This is a genomic window from Ruegeria sp. CDSA089, assembly GCF_059612205.1.
On sequence record NZ_JBXWQD010000008.1, the window covers coordinates 109,839 to 128,205 of the forward strand.

Sequence of the window (18,367 nt, forward strand, 5' to 3'; positions counted from 1 at the left end):
CATGGCAATGAAAATTCGTCTCGCCCGCGGCGGCTCGAAAAAGCGTCCCTTCTATCGCATTGTTGCGGCTGACAGCCGTATGCCCCGCGATGGCCGTTTCATCGAGAAACTGGGCACCTACAACCCGCTGCTGCCCAAAGACAGCGAAGAGCGCGTGAAAATGAACATGGAGCGCATCCAGTACTGGCTGGATCAGGGCGCTCAGCCCACCGACCGGATCGCACGTATGCTGGAAGCCGCTGGCGCCCGCGACAAGGCCGAGCGCAACAACCCCAACAAGGGTACTCCGGGCAAGAAAGCCCAGGAACGCGCCGAAGAGAAAGCGGCCAAGGCTGCTGAGGCGGCAGAAGCTGCTGCGGCACCGGCTGAAGAAGCGGCTGCAGAAGAATAAGCAGGCAAGCGCGTGCGGGATCAGACTTTCACCGACGATTTTCGCGCGCAGTTTGACCTGTTGCTGCGACTCCGGCGCGATGTGCGTCGGTTTCGCACCGACGCGATTGACGAGGCAGTGCTGACGCGCTGCCTCGACGCGTTTCGGCTGGCCCCTTCGGTGGGGCTCAGCGAACCCTGGCGCGTGATCCGCGTCGAAAGCCAGCCCGCGCGCGACGCGGCGCTGCGAAATTTTCAAACCGCCAATGCGCAGGCATTGGGCGGGTATTCCGACGAAAAGGCGCAGCTCTACAGCCGCCTGAAACTGTCGGGGATGCAAGAGGCCCCGGTGCAACTGGCCGTGTTCTGCGACGACACCACCGACAAGGGGCAAGGTCTGGGCGCAGGCACGATGCCCGAGATGCGGCGCTATTCCGTGGTCTCGGCCATCACCCTGTTCTGGCTGGCCTTGCGGGCCGAGGGTCTGGGGCTGGGTTGGGTGTCCATTCTGGACCCTGACCAGATGGCGCGCGATCTGGACGTTCCCGAGGATTGGCGCCTGATCGGCTATTTCTGCGTTGGCATGCCGGAAACGCAATCGGACACGCCTGAACTGGAACAGGTCGGCTGGGAATGCCGCAACGACAGCTTGCCGATCGAGGTACGATAGGCGCATGTTTGGACTGTTACGCCTTCCCATCCTGCTGATGATCGCCTTTATTGTGGGCGTGTTCTTCGAACGCTCGAACCAACGCGAGGCGTGCGAAGGCATCGGGCAATGGGATGACGGGCTTTGTGTGACGGATGGGGCAAATGAGTGATCTGATCTGCGTCGGCAGCATTGCGGGATCATATGGCGTGCGCGGTGAGGTGCGGCTGAAAAGCTATTGCGCCATCCCCGAGGATATCGAAGCCTATTCCCCCCTGACTGATGAGGCCGGTGGAGAACGCTATCCACTGATCCTGACCCGGTCGATCAAGAACGGCTTTGCGGCGCGTTTGGGAGGAGTTGAAACCAAAGAACAGGCCGATGCACTGAAAGGTCTGCGACTGTTTGCGCGGCGCGATCAACTGCCCTCGTTACCCGATGATGAGTTCTATCACACTGACCTGATCGGGCTTGAGGTCTATGACACAGGCGGCACCCTGCTGGGCCGTGTGAAGTCTGTGCAAAACCACGGCGCTGCCGACCTGCTGGAACTGCACGGGCCGGGGCTGAAGGCCACCGTTCTGCTGCCCTTCACGCTTGAGGCCGTCCCCACGGTCGATCTGGACCAAGGCCGCATCATCGCCGACCCGCCCGAAGGGCTGATCTGATGCGCCGCGCCCTGCTGCATTTGGGCCTGCACAAGACCGGCACCACTGCGGCGCAATCCTTCCTCTACGACAACCGCGAATTGATCTGGCCGCATTTCGCGCTGGTTCTGCCTTATCGCACGCGCAATTCGGGATTGTCGCGGGCAGCAACTAACCATTCCGTTTATGGCACCGTTGGCACTTTGTCCGAATTCGGCCGCCAGATGTGCGACTTCCTCGACACGCTGGATTTTGGAGAAAAGCGCGGGTTGATCCTCAGCGAGGAAAACTTCGCGGGCCTCCGCCCCAGTCGCAATCTGGAACAGGGCTACGCGGCAGCTTCCGATCTGGCCGCCTGCCTGGTGGATTCGATCCACCAAAGGTTTTCCGGGCAGGAGGTCGAGATCACGCTTTACCTTTCTTTGCGTCAGCGGGGCAGCTGGCTGCGCAGCCTGTGGGCCCATGATTTGCAGCGAATGCGGCAGGTGCAGGATTTCGACACGTTCCGCGACAGCATCGACCATTTGCCCTCGTTGCAAGAGACCGTGGACCAGATACGTGACAAACTGCCCTCCGTCACCGTGACCACGGAATGGCTGGAGGAACTGCAATTGCGTCAATTCGGGCCGGGTGCGCCCTTTGCCGAGTATCTGGACTTGCCCTATGACAAGGCGCAACTGCTGGTTCCGCCGTCCAAATCGAACACTCGACTGCCCGAGAACGTTTTGGCGGAACTGCTGGACCTGAACAGATCACGGCTGGACGAAGCCGCCTTGGTCGCGCAAAAGGCCGCCGTAGTTGAACGGGCGCAGCAGGCGCTGATGGGTGCGACATGACCGAAAAACCGTCGAAATCTCATGGGCGCAAGGCGATCCGCCCGACCCTGAAACCGCGTGAGTTGCTCACCCCAACGCCCGACCTGCACGGAGTGTGGAAGGCTAAGATCATCACTCTGTTCCCTTCAGCTTTTCCCGGTGTGTTGGGCGAGAGCCTGACGGGTAAGGCACTGCAAGAGGGCCTCTGGCAGTTGGAAACCGTCGATCTGCGCCAGTTCGGCGTCGGCAAGCACCGCAATGTGGATGACACGCCCGCCGGCGGCGGCGCGGGCATGGTATTGCGCGCCGATGTACTGGGCGAGGCGATTGAACACACGATGGCGGGGGTGCGCGGTAACTGGCCGCTGATCTACCTCAGCCCGCGTGGCCGCCGGATGGATCAGCTCATGATGCAGAATCTGGCGCGCTGCGACGGTATGACCCTGTTATGTGGCCGGTTCGAAGGCGTCGATGAGAGGGTGCTGGAGCATTACGGCGTACAAGAGGTCAGTCTAGGCGATTTCGTCATGACCGGCGGCGAGATTGCCGCGCAGGCTTTGATCGACGCCACCGTAAGGCTGATCCCCGGCGTATTGGGCAATCAGGCCTCGGCTGAGGAAGAGAGCTTTTCCTCGGGCCTGCTGGAACACCCGCAATACACACGCCCCGCCGACTGGAAGGGCCGCCCGATCCCGGACATTCTGATGTCTGGCCATCACGGGCGCATTGCCAACTGGCGGCATGAGATGTCCGAGCGGATCACACTGGAACGCCGCCCCGACCTGTGGGACGCCTACTCCAAAGCCAAGTCCGAAGACTAGCCGTTCTTCCATCGCGCCCAGATCTCGGGCGGGCCGTTGAAGGTGTTGATGTCCACTGGTCCCTGCACACCGGGTACCAAACCAGTGCCGGTATATTGCCAGAACCGCCAAACCGCCTTGGGATAGACGTTGCGGGGGTGGCCTGCCACTGACCTCAGCCAGAACTCGGTCTTGGGCAGGCGCCCTATGTCGGTGTCGCCGTAGAAATCCACGGTGGTGTAGACAATCGGACGCCGCCCGTAGTGACGTTCGAGAATATCCAGAAACCGCCTTGCCTCGGCCCGGACAGTCGCGCCATCGGGGCGTAGGGTGCAGGTCTTGGAATGCGGCGTCCACTCCATATCCAGAACATGCGGCAGGTCCGATCCTTTAGGGACATTCTGGATGAACCAACGGGCTTGTTCGCGCGCAGGACGACAGAAATAGTAGTAGTGATAAGCCCCCCAAGGCACCCCGGCGGCTTTCGCCCCGCTGCTGTGGCTTGCAAACATCGGATCGGCAACGTCACCACCTTCTGTCGCCTTGATAAAGACAAAGCTGACCCCCGAAGCCTTGGCCTTGTGCCAGTCAATCGGCCCCTGCCAACGCGACACGTCCAGACCGTGCACCGGATAGTGGCCAGGATGGCGCCCCTCCCACGGGTGCGGATCAGCATCGCCAAAAGCAGGGAAAATCACCGAAGGTGAAGTCGTGTCCAAAAACGCGTTGGCCTCAACCTGTTGCGGCGGCGGACTGCTGCGACCGCAGGACAGGATGGCAAAAGCCGCGACGGCAAGCATCAATGCAGTGCGCATGTTATGTTCCTGTATGAAATGACTGCTCTTGTAATTGCCCTCAGAATGCCTGATCGATGGATCAAAGCAATGATGCTGTTTTGAGGCGGCGGAATCCCACCGTTTCCCGGCATTTTAGGCTTGATCCCTGAACATAATGCCCTTAAACGACCGCAATCCGGTGACGCGTCATGCGACTCCGGTGTTTTGGTTTGGACCATATCGTAACGCCCGGCTTTCTTCGGCCTCGGCGCGGCAGAACAAACCGGACCAAGGAACATTCGATCTGACCTCTGGCGGGCTGCATGCAGGACCCGGTGAAGACCAAGAGCTCTCAGCCCGTGCCCAAACTTCGTGGACCAACCACGAGCAGATAGGAGTGAATGCGATGGACCTGATCGCACAGCTTGAGGCGGAACAGATTGCCGCCCTGGGGAAAGACATCCCCGATTTCAAAGCCGGTGACACTATCCGTGTTGGCTTTAAAGTAACCGAAGGGTCGCGTACCCGTGTGCAGAACTACGAAGGCGTCTGCATCGCGCGCAAAGGTGGCAGCGGCATCGCCGGTTCGTTCACCGTCCGCAAAATCTCGTTCGGCGAAGGCGTGGAGCGTGTATTCCCGCTGCACTCGACCAATATCGACAGCATCACCGTTGTCCGCCGTGGCCGCGTCCGTCGCGCCAAACTGTACTATCTGCGCTCGCGTCGTGGTAAATCCGCGCGTATCGCCGAAGTCACCAACTACAAGCCCAAGGCTGGCGCCGAGGCGTAAGGAGCGGAAAGATGAAAAAAGACATCCATCCCGACTACCACTTCATCGACGTCAAACTGACCGATGGCACCGTGATTCAGATGAAATCCACCTGGGGCAGCGAAGGCGACCAGTTGGCGCTGGAGATCGACCCCTCCGTGCACCCCGCATGGACCGGTGGCGGCGCGCGCCTGATGGACGCCGGCGGCCGCGTGTCGAAGTTCAAGAAGAAATACGAAGGTCTGGGCTTCTAAGCCTGACCCGGATCAGATCCGAAAGGCCGTCCCTTGGGGCGGCCTTTTTCTTTGGGCTGGCGCAATCAGATCCAATAGGATAGCGCCACAGGCAGAACCAGAATGGTTGCCAGGGTCGAGACAAGAATGAAACCAGCCACGTCAGGGCCGTATTCCGGCAGATGCTGGTCGACAAACAAATAGGTCGCCACCGAGGACGGCATCAGGCAGCACAGGATCACCGCGCCACGCTCGCCCCCCGTAAACCCAAAGACCCAGACGAGGCTCGTTGAGATGGCAAACGCCATACCAAGATGCAATGCGGTCAGGCTCACCGCACGCCCCAGACTTTGCACCCTTAGGCTGGCTAGTGTATGGCCCAGCGTCAGCAGCATCAGCGGGATCGACAGCCCACCGAGGATGTCAAAGGACTTGGCCACGGGTTGCGGCAGGCTGTACCCGGTCGTCATCAGGATCAGTGAGATGACGACAGCATAAATAACCGGAGAGGTGAGAAGCTTTCTGGCCGAGAACTCTCCGGCCGGGATCCACATTCCAAGGGTAAAAACGCTGATCAAAACGACGACCACAAAACCCATCGTATAGGCCATCCCGGCATCGCCCAACGCCAGCAGAGTAATCGGCAGGCCGATATTGCCTACATTCCCATGCATCAATGGCGTCAAGAACGCCCGAACCGGCAGGCGCATCGCCTTCAGCACGACAAAGCCCAACATGCCAAACGCCGCAATCGCCAACGCTGCGGCGGCCATGACGTCCAGAAAGGTGCCAACCGCGATCTGGGTCGTCGAAAGATGCGAGATGATCAGGGTCGGATACCCAACGCGCGAAACCACCCCTCCGATGACCTTATTGTCAAAGGGTGCTTTTGTCAGCGCCAACACGTACCCGATCCCGGCGCAGATCAGAACCGGCAGGACCACGTTCAGGACATTCAGGAAAAGTTGCTCCAATTCACGCCCTTCCAGCGTAGCTCTTCAAACAAGAGTGAAATAGAGGACCGCTTTTGGCAACCGCCCCCTCGGCCCAGGGTCTGAGTTTTCGCAACAGCGCCCTAGAATGGCGTTTCGGGTCCTTCCCTTCCTTCGCTCCACAACATATAGTGGCACGCAACAAACTGTGGTCAAACACGGCGGGACTTGGGAATACAGGCATGGCACATATTATCGTAGTGGGGAACGAGAAGGGCGGCGCAGGCAAATCGACCGTCTCGATGCATGTGGCCACTGCATTGGCCCGACTGGGACACAAAGTCAGCACGCTGGATCTGGACCTGCGACAGCGCAGTCTGGGACGGTATTTCGAAAACCGGGCCAACTTCTTGAAGAATTCGGACCTGACCCTGCCGACCCCGCGCCACCACGACCTGCCCGAGATTGACGCAAGCAAGCTGAAGCCCGGCGAGAATATCTATGACCATCGCCTCTCGGCCGCGGTGGCCGAATTGGAAAGCGATAGTGACTTCATCCTGATCGACTGCCCCGGCTCGCATACCCGCCTCAGCCAAGTGGCACATTCGCTGGCCGATACCCTTGTCACGCCGCTGAACGACAGTTTCATCGACTTTGACCTGCTGGCACGGATCGATTCCAAGGGTGAGAAAATTCTGGGCCCTTCCGTCTATTCCGAGATGGTCTGGAATGCCCGCCAGTTGCGCGCGCAGGCCGGGTTGAAACCGATCGACTGGGTCGTCGTGCGCAACCGTGTCGGTACGCAGCGCATGGTCAACAAGGAAAAGATGCAGCGCGCGATCGAGATGCTGTCGCAGCGCATCGGGTTCCGCGTCGCTTCGGGATTTTCCGAGCGTGTGATCTTCCGCGAGCTATTCCCCCGTGGCCTGACCCTGCTGGACCTAAAGGATATCGGGGTCAAACAACTCAACATCTCGAACATCGCTGCGCGACAGGAATTGCGCGACATGATGAAAGAGTTGAACCTGCCGGGTGTTGAGATCGACTTTTAGCGATTTCTTGTAGATTTTCTGGGCGAGATGAAGGGGAAGGTCACACCTAGATTTTCCCTACGTCTTCGAAATGAATTACTTCTTGGGGCGACCGTAGTACAGATTACGTACTTTCATCGTCAAACCATCCTTTGGCCAGGGTCGAAACGGCGATTTTTTTTCCATTCTGCTTATAGACAATCCCGTAGCCATTCAGCTTTGGACCTATTTGCCACTGTATCGGAGGACGTAGGTCCATTTTGTCTAAGTGGCATTGTTGTTTCGCTTTGGTACCACAGCCAGGAGGAATTGCATTCTGACCTTTGAGTGCAAAAATGCGCTTCCTGTCACAAAAAACCTCCATGAAGCCGTCATCATTCTTAGACCATTTGACAAGCATTTTGAATGTAACCCACTGACCGAACCGGGACGGTGAGAAACACGCTTTGTCTTCGAATTTCGCCCCACTCGAAGAATCAAGATGCAAGACATAGATGTGGTTTTTTACCGTGTTGATCCGCTGCCATTCCATCAGCGTAAGCTTGCTTCTGGGCACATTGCCCTTGCTGTATCGAAATCCCGGTTCTATCCAAATCTCCAAACTATATTCCATCGTTTGGCCAAGTTTGGCATGTTTTTTGGCGTTAATTCGCGATCGGATGTTTCCATTTTTGCAATCACTTTCCCCTCGGCCATCGCCGTAGTTCTTTGAACTGCATTGACCTGGCAGGAGCGTGAAAACAAGTTCGCGCCCATTCAGTTTTGGGCTGCTTCCTTGAAACACTGCCTCCTTAAATCCCTTGGGTGCGTCAGCGACCGCTGGAACCGTGAAGTACAGCGGTAGCAATACTAACATGGTTAGCAATCTTTGCATTGGAAAAACTCTTCTCGTCTCAACAGCTTCGATCAATGTAGCCACAAGAACGAATGGAAGCAAAAAAGCTGCCGCTCATCACTCGCTCATGAATCTATAGAACGAGTGCTTTGCGCTCACCTCCAACACCTAATCTCCCGCCCGGTAGACCGTAAACAGCTCTTTCGGCTCTGGCACACCGCGCAGCATGTAGCGCCCGACCGAGATCAGGTCTTGCCCACAAGGCTGTGCCGCCTGCGCAACATCGTCCGAGATCAGGATGCGCTGGCCCAATGAACGGTGCATCCCAGCAATCCGCGCGGTCTGGTTTACCGCTGGGCCGATGACAGTGAAGTCCAGACGGCTTTCGGACCCGATATTGCCATAGAGGATTTCCCCCGAATGCAGCGCCAGCGTGAAATTCGCCACGGGTAGACCTTCGGCTTTTCGCGCTGCGTTCAGCTCTTCAATACGCGATTGCAGCATTGGAACGGCCTTCAGCGCGGCCCTTGCATCCTCATCAATATCCCCGACATCGAACATGGCCATCAGCCCGTCGCCCATGAATTTCAGGATATTCCCGTCATTGTCATGGACCACCCCAACCGCCACCGCCAGATAGTCGTTCAGCATGTCGATGATCTCGTTGCCGGGCAGCTCTTCGGACAGGCTGGTAAATCCCTCAAGGTCGAAGTTCCAGATCACCGCGTCGATCTGCTGCAACGACCCGCGCCGGATCTCGCCCGACAGCACGCGACGGCCCGCATCGCGGCCCAGATAGACGCGCATTAGATCCTTGGATATCCGCGCGTTCGAGGCTGATTTCAACGCCAACCCCAGATGCGGCAAGGCCGTATTGATCAGGTCCAGATCGCTGTCCTGAAACCCGTCAGGCGCGTTGCTGGTCCAGGACAGCAAGACCCCATCTACCGCCTTTTTCGCATCGAGTGGCATGTTGTTGGTCGGCATGTCAAAGGGCACACTGGTGGCGTAATAGTCGGTCGCACCGACCTCGCGCAGGTCGTTGATCAGAGGATATCGGCTGGGTTCGTTCTGATCGACGATCCGTTCATGCACGAAATCGAGGTCTTCGTTGAGGATCGCGTATAATGGGCTGTTCTGCCAATCCTCACTGACATCTTCCGAGTATTTGAATTTCTGATAGTCGCCGCCCTGCCCCTGATACCAGCTATAGCCGGTTCCGCCATAGACCGGGTGCAGGGCCGATTGGGCAGCATGAAACCGCATCAAAGGCACGCCAAGTTCAACCAGTCGGGTACAATACCCGTCCAGCAATTCTTCTTTGTCCGCACCTTCAAGGCCGCGGGCAACAATCCAGTTGATCAAATCCGTTGATTTCGCCGCGTTCTTTTCCGGGGCTGTCATTCTTTGTTTCCTATGTCCGCTCTGAACGTCATCTGGGGTCAATGGATGACAATTACCAGAGTTCACCTCATCTCGGCCAGTTTCTGCAACATCTTGCGCAGCAGGGCGACTTCATCCTCATCAAACATTGCGGCCAGTTTGGCATCATATTGCCGGGCGATACCGCAGAGCTCTCGGTAGGCAGCCTGACCCGCTGGGGTCAGTTTCAGATGCTCGACCCGGCGGTCGCGTTCGCTGGGTGTGCGTGTCAGGAACCGGCGGAGTTCAAGCTTGCTGACCGCCCGACTGATCTTGGTCTTGTGGATACGCGCGCGTTCACCGATCTCTTTCGCGGTTATCTCACCATAATTTCCCAGATGAAACAGCACACGCCATTCCGTGCGCAACATACCGTAGCGGTCCTTGTAGGCACGCTGAAATTCCAACGAGCTTTCCTCGGCAGCACGATTCAGCAGATAAGGCAGGAAATCCTGCAAATCGAACACATCATTTTTTACGGTGTCTGTCTTTGTCATGCTTGTTAGTTACAAAATCAACTATTATCCCACAAGCAGCAAAACAGGAGGAGTACGGGATGAACCGTCCGGCTGATCCGCATCAGATGACCCAGGCCAGCAGCTCTGTTGGCACACACGAAGGCTATATGCCTGGCTGGGCAAACGACTTTGAAACCGAAGCCTTGCCAGGCGCGCTGCCGCAAGGGATGAACAGCCCGCAACGCTGCAATTATGGCCTCTATGGCGAACAGCTGAGCGGTACTGCGTTCACCGCCAATCCGCCGGAACGGACGTGGTGCTATCGCATTCGCCCCTCGGTCAAGCATTCGCATCGATATGAGAAAATCGACCTGCCCTATTGGAAATCGGCCCCCTGCGTTGACCCGGATGTCATCAGCTTGGGTCAATACCGCTGGGACGCGGTTGCCCATTCCGGTGACGGCCTGACCTGGCTGACCGGCATGCGCACCATGACCACGGCGGGGGATGTCAATACGCAGGTGGGCATGGCCAGCCATATCTATCTTGTGACGGACTCCATGGTGGATGACTATTTCTTCTCGGCCGATTCCGAGCTGTTGGTGGTCCCACAAGAGGGTCGTTTGCGCTTTGCCACCGAGCTTGGGATCATTGACGTTGAACCCAAAGAGATCGCCATCATCCCACGCGGTCTGGTCTACCGGGTCGAAGTTCTGGAAGGCCCTGCGCGCGGCTTCGTCTGCGAGAACTACGGGCAGAAATTCGAACTGCCGGGTCGCGGTCCGATCGGTGCCAACTGCATGGCCAACCCGCGCGACTTCAAGGCACCCGTGGCGGCGTTCGAAGACCGCGAGGTCCCCTCGACTGTCACCGTAAAGTGGTGCGGCCAGTTTCATACCACCAAGATCGGGCAAAGCCCGCTGGATGTGGTCGCCTGGCATGGCAACTACGCGCCTTACAAATATGACCTGCGCACCTATTGCCCGGTCGGCGCGATCCTGTTCGACCACCCCGATCCGTCGATCTTTACTGTCTTAACAGCGCCTTCGGGCCAGCCCGGCACGGCCAATATCGACTTCGTCCTGTTCCGCGAACGCTGGATGGTGGCAGAAGACACGTTCCGCCCGCCCTGGTACCACAAAAACATCATGTCCGAGCTGATGGGCAATATCTACGGCCAGTATGACGCCAAGCCACAGGGATTTGTTCCCGGAGGGATGAGCCTGCACAATATGATGCTGCCCCACGGGCCGGACCGCGAAGCGTTTGACAAAGCGTCAAATTCCAACCTCGGCCCGGACAAGTTGGACAACACCATGTCCTTCATGTTTGAAACCCGTTTTCCGCAGCACCTGACGGCATTCGCCGCCAATGAGGCCCCCTTGCAGGATGATTACATTGACTGCTGGACCTCGCTTGAGAAAAAGTTCGACGGAACACCCGGCAAAAAATAAACACCTCGCGGGTCCAAGATTTTTCGACGAAAAATCTCGACCTGCACAAAAGATCTGGAAAAAGAATGTCATTGATGAATTCCTGGGTGGCTTCGGCCAACGCCGCCAACCATCCGTTCCCACTAAACAACTTGCCTTACGGTGTGTTTTCCACCGACGACGGTGAACCGCGCTGCGGAGTGGCGATCGGAGACATGATCCTCGACATCACCACGGCCGAGGCCAAAGGCCTGATCGTCCTGACGGATGAGCCCTTGTTTGACCTGCCCTTTTGGAACCCACTGATGGAGCAAGGCCCGGCCGTCTGGGCTGCCCTGCGCGCGCGCCTGAACAGTCTTTTGGCCGACGGATCGGAAGAACGAGGGCAAGTCGAACCCCTACTCGTGGCTCAAAGTGATGCCGAGATGCACCTGCCTTTCGCAGTCAGCGAATACACCGACTTCTACGCAGGCCGCCACCACGCACAGAATGTTGGCACCATGTTCCGCGGGCCCGAAAATGCGCTACCACCCAATTGGCTGCACATTCCCATCGGCTACAACGGCCGCGCCTCGTCCGTTGTTGTGTCGGGCACGGATATCCGTCGTCCGTGGGGCCAATTGAAGTCTCCCGATCACGACCGCCCGGCCTTCCTGCCCAGCCGCCGCTTTGACATTGAGCTTGAGATGGGCGCCATCGTGGGCACGCCATCGGAAGGCCCGATCTCGGTGCAGGAGGCGGACGACAACATCTTTGGTTATGTTCTGCTAAACGACTGGTCCGCCCGCGACATCCAGGCCTGGGAATATCAGCCACTGGGTCCGTTCCAGGCCAAAGCCACAGCCACCTCGATCAGCCCCTGGATCGTGACCAAAGCGGCGCTGGAGCCGTTCCGCTGTGACACCCCAGCCCGCCAACATGAGCTTCTGGATCATCTCAAGGATTGTGGACCCATGCTCTATGACATCGACCTGTCCGTGACCATGGCCCCCGCTGGCAAGCCCGGCACCACAATCGCGCGTACGAATTACAACCAGATGTACTATTCTGCAGCCCAACAACTGGCCCATCACACGACCTCGGGCTGCCCGATGAATACCGGCGATCTGCTGGGATCGGGAACGATATCTGGCCCTACGAAACCCGAGCGCGGCTCGCTGCTGGAACTCAGCTGGGCCGGTAAGGAACCCCTGACCCTCGACACTGGCGAGACCCGAAGCTTTATCGAGGACGGCGACACTCTGACCCTAACCGGATCCGCCATAGGCGACGGCTACACAATCGGCTTCGGAGATTGCACCGGCACCCTTCTGTCCGCATTGGACGACCCCTATAAAAGGTGAACCCAGCCCTTCTTCTCGTCAAAAATACGGCCGCCGGAGGCGGTGCAACACCGCAATCCGCACACGGCTCGGAAAAAGGAACCCAACATGGCCAAGGCTTTCGCGTCCCAAGGGGACATGTCCGAAAAAAAGATCAGCTTCACGGAAATCGGCGAAGGGCTCTACGCCTTCACCGCCGAGGGCGATCCCAATTCCGGCGTCATCATCGGCGATGACAGCGTCATGATCATCGAGGCACAGGCCACCCCCCGTCTGGCGCAGAAGGTCATCGACTGCGTCCGCTCGGTCACCGACAAACCGATCACCCATGTGGCATTGACCCACTACCATGCCGTGCGCGTGCTTGGGGCCAGCGCCTTCGGAGCGCAGCAAATCCTGATGTCGGATATGGCCCGCGCTATGGTCGTGGAACGCGGACAAGAGGATTGGGACAGCGAATTCCAACGCTTTCCCCGCCTTTTTGAGGGGCATGAAAGCATCCCCGGCCTGACGTGGCCCACCACCACCTTCAGCGATACGATGACGGTCTATCTGGGCAACCGCCGGGTCGACCTGATGCATCTGGGCCGCGCCCATACCGCGGGTGATGTCGTCATCCATGTGCCTGATCAGAATGTCATGTTCACAGGCGACATCGTCGAATACCGCTCGGCCTGTTATTGCGGCGACGGGCACTTCGGCGACTGGGGCGATACGCTGGATGCGATCAAATGGTTCGACGTAGACGCCATCGCGCCGGGACGCGGTGACGCTCTGATCGGCAAGAACATGGTCAATGCCGCCATCGAAAACACCCGCGATTTCGTCGGAAGCACCTACCTTCCTGCTGCAAAGGTCGCGGCGCGTGGAGGATCGCTTAAAGAAGCGTGGGACGCCGTACGTGCCGAGTGTGATCCGAAATTTGCCGATTACGCGATTTATGAACACTGCCTGCCCTTCAACGTCGCCCGTGCCTATGACGAAGCCCGAGGTATTGACACGCCGCGCATATGGACCGCCCAACGGGATCTGGAGATGTGGGAGGCCCTGCAAGCCTAGGGACATAGCGTCGCATTTGATCCAGATCGTTTTGCGGCCGGAGTTTCGATGGAACCATTCGGGAAGACCCTCTGGCCAGTCCCGCCAGAGACACGGAGTTTCGCGCCAAGGCACCGGGGAGAGAGCCCATGAACAAGATCTTCGAAACACCCCTTTATGCGTATGATCGCAGCCCGGATCAGGACACTGCAACGCCTGTGCGCCACAAGGTGATCATTGTGGGCGCCGGTCCTGTTGGCCTGAGCGCGGCCATCGATCTGGCGCAGCAAGGGGTCGAGGTCGTGGTGCTGGATGATAATGACAAGGTCAGTTTCGGCAGCCGCGCGATCTGCTTTTCACAACGTACATTGGATATTGCCGACCGGCTGGGCTGTGGCAAACCGATGGCAGAAACCGGGGTTCAATGGGAAGCAGGCAAGGTCTTTTTCGACGACCGCAAAGTTTATGAGTTCGACTTGCTGCCCGAAAAAGGCTTTGCCAACCCCGCCTTCGTGAACCTGCAACAATATCATCTTGAGAAAATTCTGGTCGACCGTGTCCGCGCTTTGCAGGCCGAAGGTGCACCGATCGAAATTCGCGGCCGCAACAAGGTCGAGGCGATCGGCACCCATGACGACCACGTCAAACTTGAGGTCGAAACGCCAGAAGGCCCCTATAACGTCGAAGCCGACTGGCTGATTGCGTGCGATGGCGCGCATTCTCCCACCCGCCGGATGCTGGGGCTGGATTTTGACGGGCGGGTATTCGAAGACAATTTCCTGATCGCGGATGTGGTGATGGAGGCCGACTTCCCCACCGAACGCTGGTTCTGGTTCGACCCCCCCTTCAACCGGGGTCAGTCTGCACTGCTGCACAAACAGCCCGACAATGTCTGGCGCATCGATCTGCAACTGGGGTGGGACATCGACAAAGAGCGCGAGAAACGCCCCGAAAACGTCATCCCGCGCCTCAAGGCAATGCTGGGTGAGGATGTGGTGTTTGAGCTTGAATGGGTCTCGATCTACACGTTCCAATGCCGTCGGATGGAACGGTTCCGCTATGGCCGTGTGCTCTTTGCAGGGGACAGCGCCCATCAGGTCAGCCCGTTTGGCGCGCGCGGGGCGAATTCGGGAATTCAGGACACCGACAATCTGTGCTGGAAGTTGAAGCTAGTCATCGACGGACAGGCACCCGAACTGCTGCTGGACAGCTATAGCCGCGAGCGCGTGCAGGCAGCGGATGAGAATATCCAGAACTCCACCCGCTCGACCGATTTCATCACGCCGAAATCCGAGATGTCGCGCCTGATGCGCGATGCAGTTCTAGACCTGAGCGAGCACTACGAATTCGCACGCCCGCTGGTCAATTCCGGGCGGCTGAGTACGCCGTGTACCTACGAGGGATCGTCGCTCAGTTCGGCTGATGCGCTTAGCGGGCCGGACCTGACCTGCCCCGGCGCGGCCTGCCCTGATGCGCCATTGGGCGACGAATTCTTGTTGTCAAAACTGGCGGGCAAATTCACTTTGCTGACCATCGACGCTGACGCCCCCGACCGGATCGAGGAAGACGGAGTCGAGGCCACACGGCTGGCGCTGTCGGTCAAGGATGACCTTACGCTTGAGCTGAAGCGCCGCTATCTGGGCGATGCGACCAGTGCCGTCTATCTGATCCGCCCAGACCAACATGTGGCGGCGCGGCGGGACAATTTCGAAGAAAACGCGTTCCGGCAGGCGATGCGCCGGGCCACAGGAAAGGAGTAAGCAGGATGGCTGATCTGATCCTCACCCCCAATTTCGACAGCGCAGACGACTTCTATGCGCAGTTGCTAGCCTCGCATGAAGGGCTGGGAAAGGACGAAAGCGACGCGTTGAATGCGCGGCTGATCTTGGTTCTGGCCAACCACATCGGTGATGCCGAGGTGTTGTCACAAGCTTTGAAAACGGCCACGCTGCCTGGGGATTGATCTAGTAGGGAGATCCGGATGAGTGTGATCCTATATGATTATTGGCGGTCCTCGGCCAGTTTTCGGGTGCGTATCGCGCTGAACCTCGCCGGGATTTCGTATCAGGCAGTTTCGGTCGACCTGGTGGCGGGCGATCACAGGTCCGACATGCATCTGGCCCGCAATCCGCAAGGTCTGGTGCCTGTTCTTGAGATAGACGGGCTGCGTCTGACCCAGTCGCTGGCGATCATCGACTATCTGGACCAGACCCGCGGTATGGGCTTGCTGCCTACTGAGCCTGCGGCCCGCGCGCAGGCGCTGGCATTGGCGCAATCCATCGCCGTGGACTTGCATCCGGTCTGCAACCTGTCGGTCGCGCGCCACGCAACGACATTAAGTGGCAGCGCCGAAGGCATGCCGGGCGATTGGATGCGCCATTTCATCCGTCCCGGCCTACTGGCGTTCGAGGCATTGCTGAACGGTTTCGAACAAGCCCCCTATTGTACCGGCACTCAGCCCGGTTTGGCCGATCTGTGTCTAATCCCGCAGATGTACAATGCGCGACGCTGGCAGGTCGATCTGACCGAGTTGCCCCGTATCCTGGGTGTCGACACTGCTTGCGCAGACATGCCTGCTTTTGCACAGGCTCACCCGGATCGGCACGCGCCTGACTGACTGCACAGGGTCTGTGTACCCACGCGGATAGGGAAAGACACGACGCTGGGTTATTAAGATCGTCTCAGCAAGGATGGAGACCTCAATGCCCGAAATCACCGGCTATCATGCCCATGTCTATTTCGATGCGCATTCTCAAACAGTCGCGCAACAGCTTTGCGAAGAGGCGGGCCGCTTGTTCCCTGTTGAGGTAGGCAGAATGCACGCCAAGAACGTTGGCCCACATCCGCGCTGGAGCTGTCAGCTGGCATTTGCGCCCGACGCGTTTGATCAGGTCATTCCATGGCTGATGCTGAACCGACAAGGGCTCACCATCTTTACGCATCCCGAAACTGGCCAGCATCTTGAGGATCACCGGGATCGTGCCATCTGGATGGGCGAAATGCTGGCGTTGGACCTGACGATCTTTGATCGAACGGGCAATTAGCCCAGAGCCTTGGCCTGATCGCGCAGCTTGAACTTTTGCACCTTTCCCGTCGAGGTTTTGGGCAGCGGCCCGAACACCACCGTTTTGGGTGCCTTGAAATGGGCCATGTGATCGCGGCAAAAGGCGATGATGTCTGCGTCAGTCGTCTGTGCATCGGGTTTGAGTTCGACAAATGCGCACGGTGTCTCACCCCATTTCTCGTCGGGGCGGGCAACCACGGCAGCCTCCATCACAGCGGGGTGTTTGTAGAGGATATCCTCGACCTCGACCGATGAGATATTCTCGCCTCCCGAAATAATGATGTCCTTGGACCGGTCCTTGAGCGCGATATAGCCGTCGGGGTGCATCACCCCCAGGTCCCCCGAGGCAAACCAGCCGCCGTTAAACGCCTTGTCGGTGGCATCGGGGTTCTTGAGATAGCCCTTCATCACCACATTGCCCTGCATGAAGATCTCGCCCATGGTCTCCCCGTCGGAAGGGACCGGCTCCAGCGTTTCAGGGTCGGCCACCATCAGACCGGACAGTGCCGTGTAGCGCACCCCCTGCCGGACCTTCAGCGCAGCGCGCTCATCGGCCGGTTTTTCGTTCCACTCATCTTTCCAGGCGCAGACGACCGATGGACCGTAGGTTTCGGTCAGGCCGTAGACATGTGTAACCTCGATCCCCATCCCTTCCATATTCGCAATCACGGCGGCAGGGGGCGGGGCGCCTGCGGTCATCACCTTGATCTTCTGGTCGAAATCCTTGAGTGCCTCGGGTGCGTTGGCCAGCATGTTCAGCACGATAGGCGCACCGCAGAAATGGGTGACTTTTTCGTCGCGGAAGGCGGCATAGATCGGTTCGGCCCGCACCGCGCGCAAACAGACCGAGACGCCTGCATTGGCCGCCATCGCCCAAGGGAAACACCAGCCGTTGCAGTGGAACATCGGCAACGTCCACAGATAGGTCGAATGCTTGGGCATGTCCCAATCCAGCAGGTCCGACTGTGCGTTCAGGGCCGCACCCCTGTGGTGATAGACAACCCCCTTGGGGTTGCCCGTGGTACCAGAGGTATAGTTCAGCGTGATCGCGTCCCATTCGTCACCCGGCAGAGACCACGCGTATTCGGGATCCCCCTCGGCCAGCAGAGCGTCATAGGTCAGCGCACCCAGCTTCTCGCCCCCCTCATAGCTGTCATCTTCGATATCAATGATCAGCAGATCGTGATCGACCTGCGTCAGCGCCTCTTTCACGACGCCCGAGAACTCGGGATCGACCAGCAGTACTTTGGATTCCGCGTGGTTCAGGATGAAGGCAATGATCGGGGCATCCAGCCTTGTGTTGATGGCGTTCAGAACGGCGCCGGTCATGGGGACACCGAAATGCGCCTCGTACATCTCGGGGATGTTAGCCGCGATGATCGAGACGGTGTCGCCCTTGCCAATCCCCCGCGCAGCCAAAGCACCGGCCATCCGGCAACAGCGCGCGTAGGTTTCCGCCCAGCTATAGCGGCGCGCGCCGTACACCACGGACGGGTAGTCTGGGTAGATCTGCGCGGTGCGGTCGATGAAGCTCAGCGGTGACAGGGGCGTGTAGTTCGCCCTGCCCTTGTCCAAATGACGCTCATAGATATTTGCCGCGGTCATCAGCGCATCCTCCCTCAGTATCTGTCGCGCGACTTGATCACAAAGACGCGCGCCTGACAAACCCGTATGAATACGACATAGACTGGCAATACGCGATAGTGCAATCTGGCCCTATCTACCGGTGGTCTTTCGCGGTGATCTGAGCCATCGAATAGTCAAGGGCCGGGGC

At 58.5% G+C, this 18,367-nt stretch carries 22 protein-coding genes; 16 read left to right on the forward strand and 6 right to left on the reverse strand.

Annotated elements, in window-relative coordinates; genetic code table 11:
* Position 1 precedes the first annotated feature (1 nt).
* The 6 genes from rpsP to trmD are packed head-to-tail and all read left to right on the forward strand — an operon-like array spanning position 2 to position 3,301.
* On the forward strand, positions 2 to 391 hold the full coding sequence (rpsP, locus tag AC2FJ6_RS17810) for a 30S ribosomal protein S16 (protein WP_010437590.1): 390 nt from the start codon (positions 2 to 4) through the stop codon (positions 389 to 391).
* A 12-nt stretch (positions 392 to 403) separates the two neighbouring features.
* Positions 404 to 1,039, forward strand: a complete 636-nt coding sequence (gene bluB / locus AC2FJ6_RS17815) for a 5,6-dimethylbenzimidazole synthase (RefSeq protein ID WP_170775125.1) — start codon at positions 404 to 406, stop codon at positions 1,037 to 1,039.
* Between the two features lie 4 nt (positions 1,040 to 1,043).
* Positions 1,044 to 1,190 carry a hypothetical protein gene (locus AC2FJ6_RS17820; protein ID WP_170356104.1) on the forward strand — a complete coding sequence of 49 codons (147 nt, stop codon included), beginning with the start codon at positions 1,044 to 1,046 and terminating at the stop codon, positions 1,188 to 1,190.
* Positions 1,183 to 1,686, forward strand: coding sequence for a ribosome maturation factor RimM (rimM, locus tag AC2FJ6_RS17825; RefSeq protein ID WP_170775128.1), 504 nt, complete (start codon positions 1,183 to 1,185; stop codon positions 1,684 to 1,686). The genes AC2FJ6_RS17820 and rimM overlap by 8 nt, the downstream gene beginning before the upstream one ends.
* Positions 1,686 to 2,501 carry a hypothetical protein gene (locus AC2FJ6_RS17830; protein WP_496669639.1) on the forward strand — a complete coding sequence of 272 codons (816 nt, stop codon included), beginning with the start codon at positions 1,686 to 1,688 and terminating at the stop codon, positions 2,499 to 2,501. The genes rimM and AC2FJ6_RS17830 overlap by 1 nt, the downstream gene beginning before the upstream one ends.
* Positions 2,498 to 3,301, forward strand: coding sequence for a tRNA (guanosine(37)-N1)-methyltransferase TrmD (trmD, locus tag AC2FJ6_RS17835; protein WP_170775132.1), 804 nt, complete (start codon positions 2,498 to 2,500; stop codon positions 3,299 to 3,301). Before AC2FJ6_RS17830 ends, trmD begins: the two co-directional genes overlap by 4 nt.
* On the opposite strand, the gene AC2FJ6_RS17840 is transcribed toward trmD, so the two are convergent.
* Complete coding sequence (locus AC2FJ6_RS17840) at positions 3,298 to 4,095, reverse strand: glycoside hydrolase family 25 protein (RefSeq protein ID WP_170775134.1); 798 nt, start codon at positions 4,093 to 4,095, stop codon at positions 3,298 to 3,300. The genes trmD and AC2FJ6_RS17840 overlap by 4 nt on opposite strands.
* 367 nt (positions 4,096 to 4,462) lie before the next feature.
* Between AC2FJ6_RS17840 and rplS the strand changes: the two genes are divergently transcribed.
* A complete protein-coding gene (rplS, locus tag AC2FJ6_RS17845) occupies positions 4,463 to 4,846 on the forward strand; it encodes a 50S ribosomal protein L19 (protein WP_170328369.1) in 384 nt (127 codons plus the stop codon).
* An 11-nt stretch (positions 4,847 to 4,857) separates the two neighbouring features.
* On the forward strand, positions 4,858 to 5,079 hold the full coding sequence (gene rpmE, locus AC2FJ6_RS17850; protein ID WP_170775136.1) for a 50S ribosomal protein L31: 222 nt from the start codon (positions 4,858 to 4,860) through the stop codon (positions 5,077 to 5,079).
* A gap of 65 nt (positions 5,080 to 5,144) precedes the next feature.
* Here rpmE and AC2FJ6_RS17855 read toward each other — a convergent pair whose 3' ends face one another.
* Positions 5,145 to 6,032, reverse strand: a complete 888-nt coding sequence (locus tag AC2FJ6_RS17855) for an AEC family transporter (protein ID WP_170775138.1) — start codon at positions 6,030 to 6,032, stop codon at positions 5,145 to 5,147.
* A 200-nt stretch (positions 6,033 to 6,232) separates the two neighbouring features.
* Between AC2FJ6_RS17855 and AC2FJ6_RS17860 the strand changes: the two genes are divergently transcribed.
* A complete protein-coding gene (locus tag AC2FJ6_RS17860) occupies positions 6,233 to 7,042 on the forward strand; it encodes a division plane positioning ATPase MipZ (protein ID WP_170775140.1) in 810 nt (269 codons plus the stop codon).
* Positions 7,043 to 7,145: 103 nt separating this feature from the next.
* Here the strand turns inward: AC2FJ6_RS17860 and AC2FJ6_RS17865 are convergent, their stop codons facing one another.
* The 3 genes from AC2FJ6_RS17865 to AC2FJ6_RS17875 all read right to left on the reverse strand — a co-directional run bounded on the left by AC2FJ6_RS17865 (position 7,146) and on the right by AC2FJ6_RS17875 (position 9,775).
* Positions 7,146 to 7,877, reverse strand: coding sequence for a heparin lyase I family protein (locus AC2FJ6_RS17865; RefSeq protein ID WP_214646855.1), 732 nt, complete (start codon positions 7,875 to 7,877; stop codon positions 7,146 to 7,148).
* Between the two features lie 147 nt (positions 7,878 to 8,024).
* Positions 8,025 to 9,260 (reverse strand): adenylate/guanylate cyclase domain-containing protein, encoded by a 1,236-nt coding sequence (locus AC2FJ6_RS17870; protein ID WP_170775151.1) that lies wholly within the window; start codon positions 9,258 to 9,260, stop codon positions 8,025 to 8,027.
* A 62-nt stretch (positions 9,261 to 9,322) separates the two neighbouring features.
* Complete coding sequence (locus AC2FJ6_RS17875; protein ID WP_170775153.1) at positions 9,323 to 9,775, reverse strand: MarR family winged helix-turn-helix transcriptional regulator; 453 nt, start codon at positions 9,773 to 9,775, stop codon at positions 9,323 to 9,325.
* 59 nt (positions 9,776 to 9,834) lie between these two features.
* Between AC2FJ6_RS17875 and hmgA the strand changes: the two genes are divergently transcribed.
* From hmgA to AC2FJ6_RS17910, 7 genes are all read left to right on the forward strand, one after another.
* Entirely contained in the window at positions 9,835 to 11,190 is a 1,356-nt protein-coding gene (gene hmgA / locus AC2FJ6_RS17880; RefSeq protein WP_170787147.1) for a homogentisate 1,2-dioxygenase, read from the forward strand.
* Positions 11,191 to 11,255: 65 nt separating this feature from the next.
* Positions 11,256 to 12,512 carry a fumarylacetoacetase gene (fahA, locus tag AC2FJ6_RS17885; RefSeq protein ID WP_496669641.1) on the forward strand — a complete coding sequence of 419 codons (1,257 nt, stop codon included), beginning with the start codon at positions 11,256 to 11,258 and terminating at the stop codon, positions 12,510 to 12,512.
* 87 nt (positions 12,513 to 12,599) lie between these two features.
* Positions 12,600 to 13,550: an MBL fold metallo-hydrolase gene (locus AC2FJ6_RS17890; RefSeq protein WP_170775159.1), complete on the forward strand. Its 951-nt coding sequence runs from the start codon at positions 12,600 to 12,602 to the stop codon at positions 13,548 to 13,550.
* 128 nt (positions 13,551 to 13,678) lie between these two features.
* Entirely contained in the window at positions 13,679 to 15,289 is a 1,611-nt protein-coding gene (locus AC2FJ6_RS17895; RefSeq protein WP_496669643.1) for an FAD-dependent oxidoreductase, read from the forward strand.
* Between the two features lie 5 nt (positions 15,290 to 15,294).
* Complete coding sequence (locus tag AC2FJ6_RS17900) at positions 15,295 to 15,492, forward strand: DUF2783 domain-containing protein (RefSeq protein WP_170775163.1); 198 nt, start codon at positions 15,295 to 15,297, stop codon at positions 15,490 to 15,492.
* Between the two features lie 18 nt (positions 15,493 to 15,510).
* Complete coding sequence (gene maiA, locus AC2FJ6_RS17905) at positions 15,511 to 16,146, forward strand: maleylacetoacetate isomerase (RefSeq protein ID WP_496669646.1); 636 nt, start codon at positions 15,511 to 15,513, stop codon at positions 16,144 to 16,146.
* 85 nt (positions 16,147 to 16,231) lie between these two features.
* On the forward strand, positions 16,232 to 16,573 hold the full coding sequence (locus tag AC2FJ6_RS17910; protein ID WP_496669648.1) for a DOPA 4,5-dioxygenase family protein: 342 nt from the start codon (positions 16,232 to 16,234) through the stop codon (positions 16,571 to 16,573).
* On the opposite strand, the gene AC2FJ6_RS17915 is transcribed toward AC2FJ6_RS17910, so the two are convergent.
* On the reverse strand, positions 16,570 to 18,198 hold the full coding sequence (locus AC2FJ6_RS17915; RefSeq protein WP_496669650.1) for an acyl-CoA synthetase: 1,629 nt from the start codon (positions 18,196 to 18,198) through the stop codon (positions 16,570 to 16,572). The genes AC2FJ6_RS17910 and AC2FJ6_RS17915 overlap by 4 nt on opposite strands.
* Positions 18,199 to 18,367 lie beyond the last annotated feature (169 nt).

Bases quoted from the DNA above. Each gene is read 5' to 3' on its own strand.
- rpsP (WP_010437590.1), top strand. From the start codon at position 2: ATGGCAATGAAAATTCGTCTCGCCCGCGGCGGCTCGAAAAAGCGTCCC.
- AC2FJ6_RS17820 (WP_170356104.1), top strand. From the start codon at position 1,044: ATGTTTGGACTGTTACGCCTTCCCATCCTGCTGATGATCGCCTTTATT.
- rimM (WP_170775128.1), top strand. From the start codon at position 1,183: ATGAGTGATCTGATCTGCGTCGGCAGCATTGCGGGATCATATGGCGTG.
- AC2FJ6_RS17830 (WP_496669639.1), top strand. From the start codon at position 1,686: ATGCGCCGCGCCCTGCTGCATTTGGGCCTGCACAAGACCGGCACCACT.
- trmD (WP_170775132.1), top strand. From the start codon at position 2,498: ATGACCGAAAAACCGTCGAAATCTCATGGGCGCAAGGCGATCCGCCCG.
- AC2FJ6_RS17840 (WP_170775134.1), bottom strand. From the start codon at position 4,095: ATGCGCACTGCATTGATGCTTGCCGTCGCGGCTTTTGCCATCCTGTCC.
- rplS (WP_170328369.1), top strand. From the start codon at position 4,463: ATGGACCTGATCGCACAGCTTGAGGCGGAACAGATTGCCGCCCTGGGG.
- rpmE (WP_170775136.1), top strand. From the start codon at position 4,858: ATGAAAAAAGACATCCATCCCGACTACCACTTCATCGACGTCAAACTG.
- AC2FJ6_RS17860 (WP_170775140.1), top strand. From the start codon at position 6,233: ATGGCACATATTATCGTAGTGGGGAACGAGAAGGGCGGCGCAGGCAAA.
- AC2FJ6_RS17865 (WP_214646855.1), bottom strand. From the start codon at position 7,877: ATGTTAGTATTGCTACCGCTGTACTTCACGGTTCCAGCGGTCGCTGAC.
- AC2FJ6_RS17870 (WP_170775151.1), bottom strand. From the start codon at position 9,260: ATGACAGCCCCGGAAAAGAACGCGGCGAAATCAACGGATTTGATCAAC.
- AC2FJ6_RS17875 (WP_170775153.1), bottom strand. From the start codon at position 9,775: ATGACAAAGACAGACACCGTAAAAAATGATGTGTTCGATTTGCAGGAT.
- hmgA (WP_170787147.1), top strand. From the start codon at position 9,835: ATGAACCGTCCGGCTGATCCGCATCAGATGACCCAGGCCAGCAGCTCT.
- fahA (WP_496669641.1), top strand. From the start codon at position 11,256: ATGTCATTGATGAATTCCTGGGTGGCTTCGGCCAACGCCGCCAACCAT.
- AC2FJ6_RS17890 (WP_170775159.1), top strand. From the start codon at position 12,600: ATGGCCAAGGCTTTCGCGTCCCAAGGGGACATGTCCGAAAAAAAGATC.
- AC2FJ6_RS17895 (WP_496669643.1), top strand. From the start codon at position 13,679: ATGAACAAGATCTTCGAAACACCCCTTTATGCGTATGATCGCAGCCCG.
- AC2FJ6_RS17900 (WP_170775163.1), top strand. From the start codon at position 15,295: ATGGCTGATCTGATCCTCACCCCCAATTTCGACAGCGCAGACGACTTC.
- maiA (WP_496669646.1), top strand. From the start codon at position 15,511: ATGAGTGTGATCCTATATGATTATTGGCGGTCCTCGGCCAGTTTTCGG.
- AC2FJ6_RS17910 (WP_496669648.1), top strand. From the start codon at position 16,232: ATGCCCGAAATCACCGGCTATCATGCCCATGTCTATTTCGATGCGCAT.
- AC2FJ6_RS17915 (WP_496669650.1), bottom strand. From the start codon at position 18,198: ATGACCGCGGCAAATATCTATGAGCGTCATTTGGACAAGGGCAGGGCG.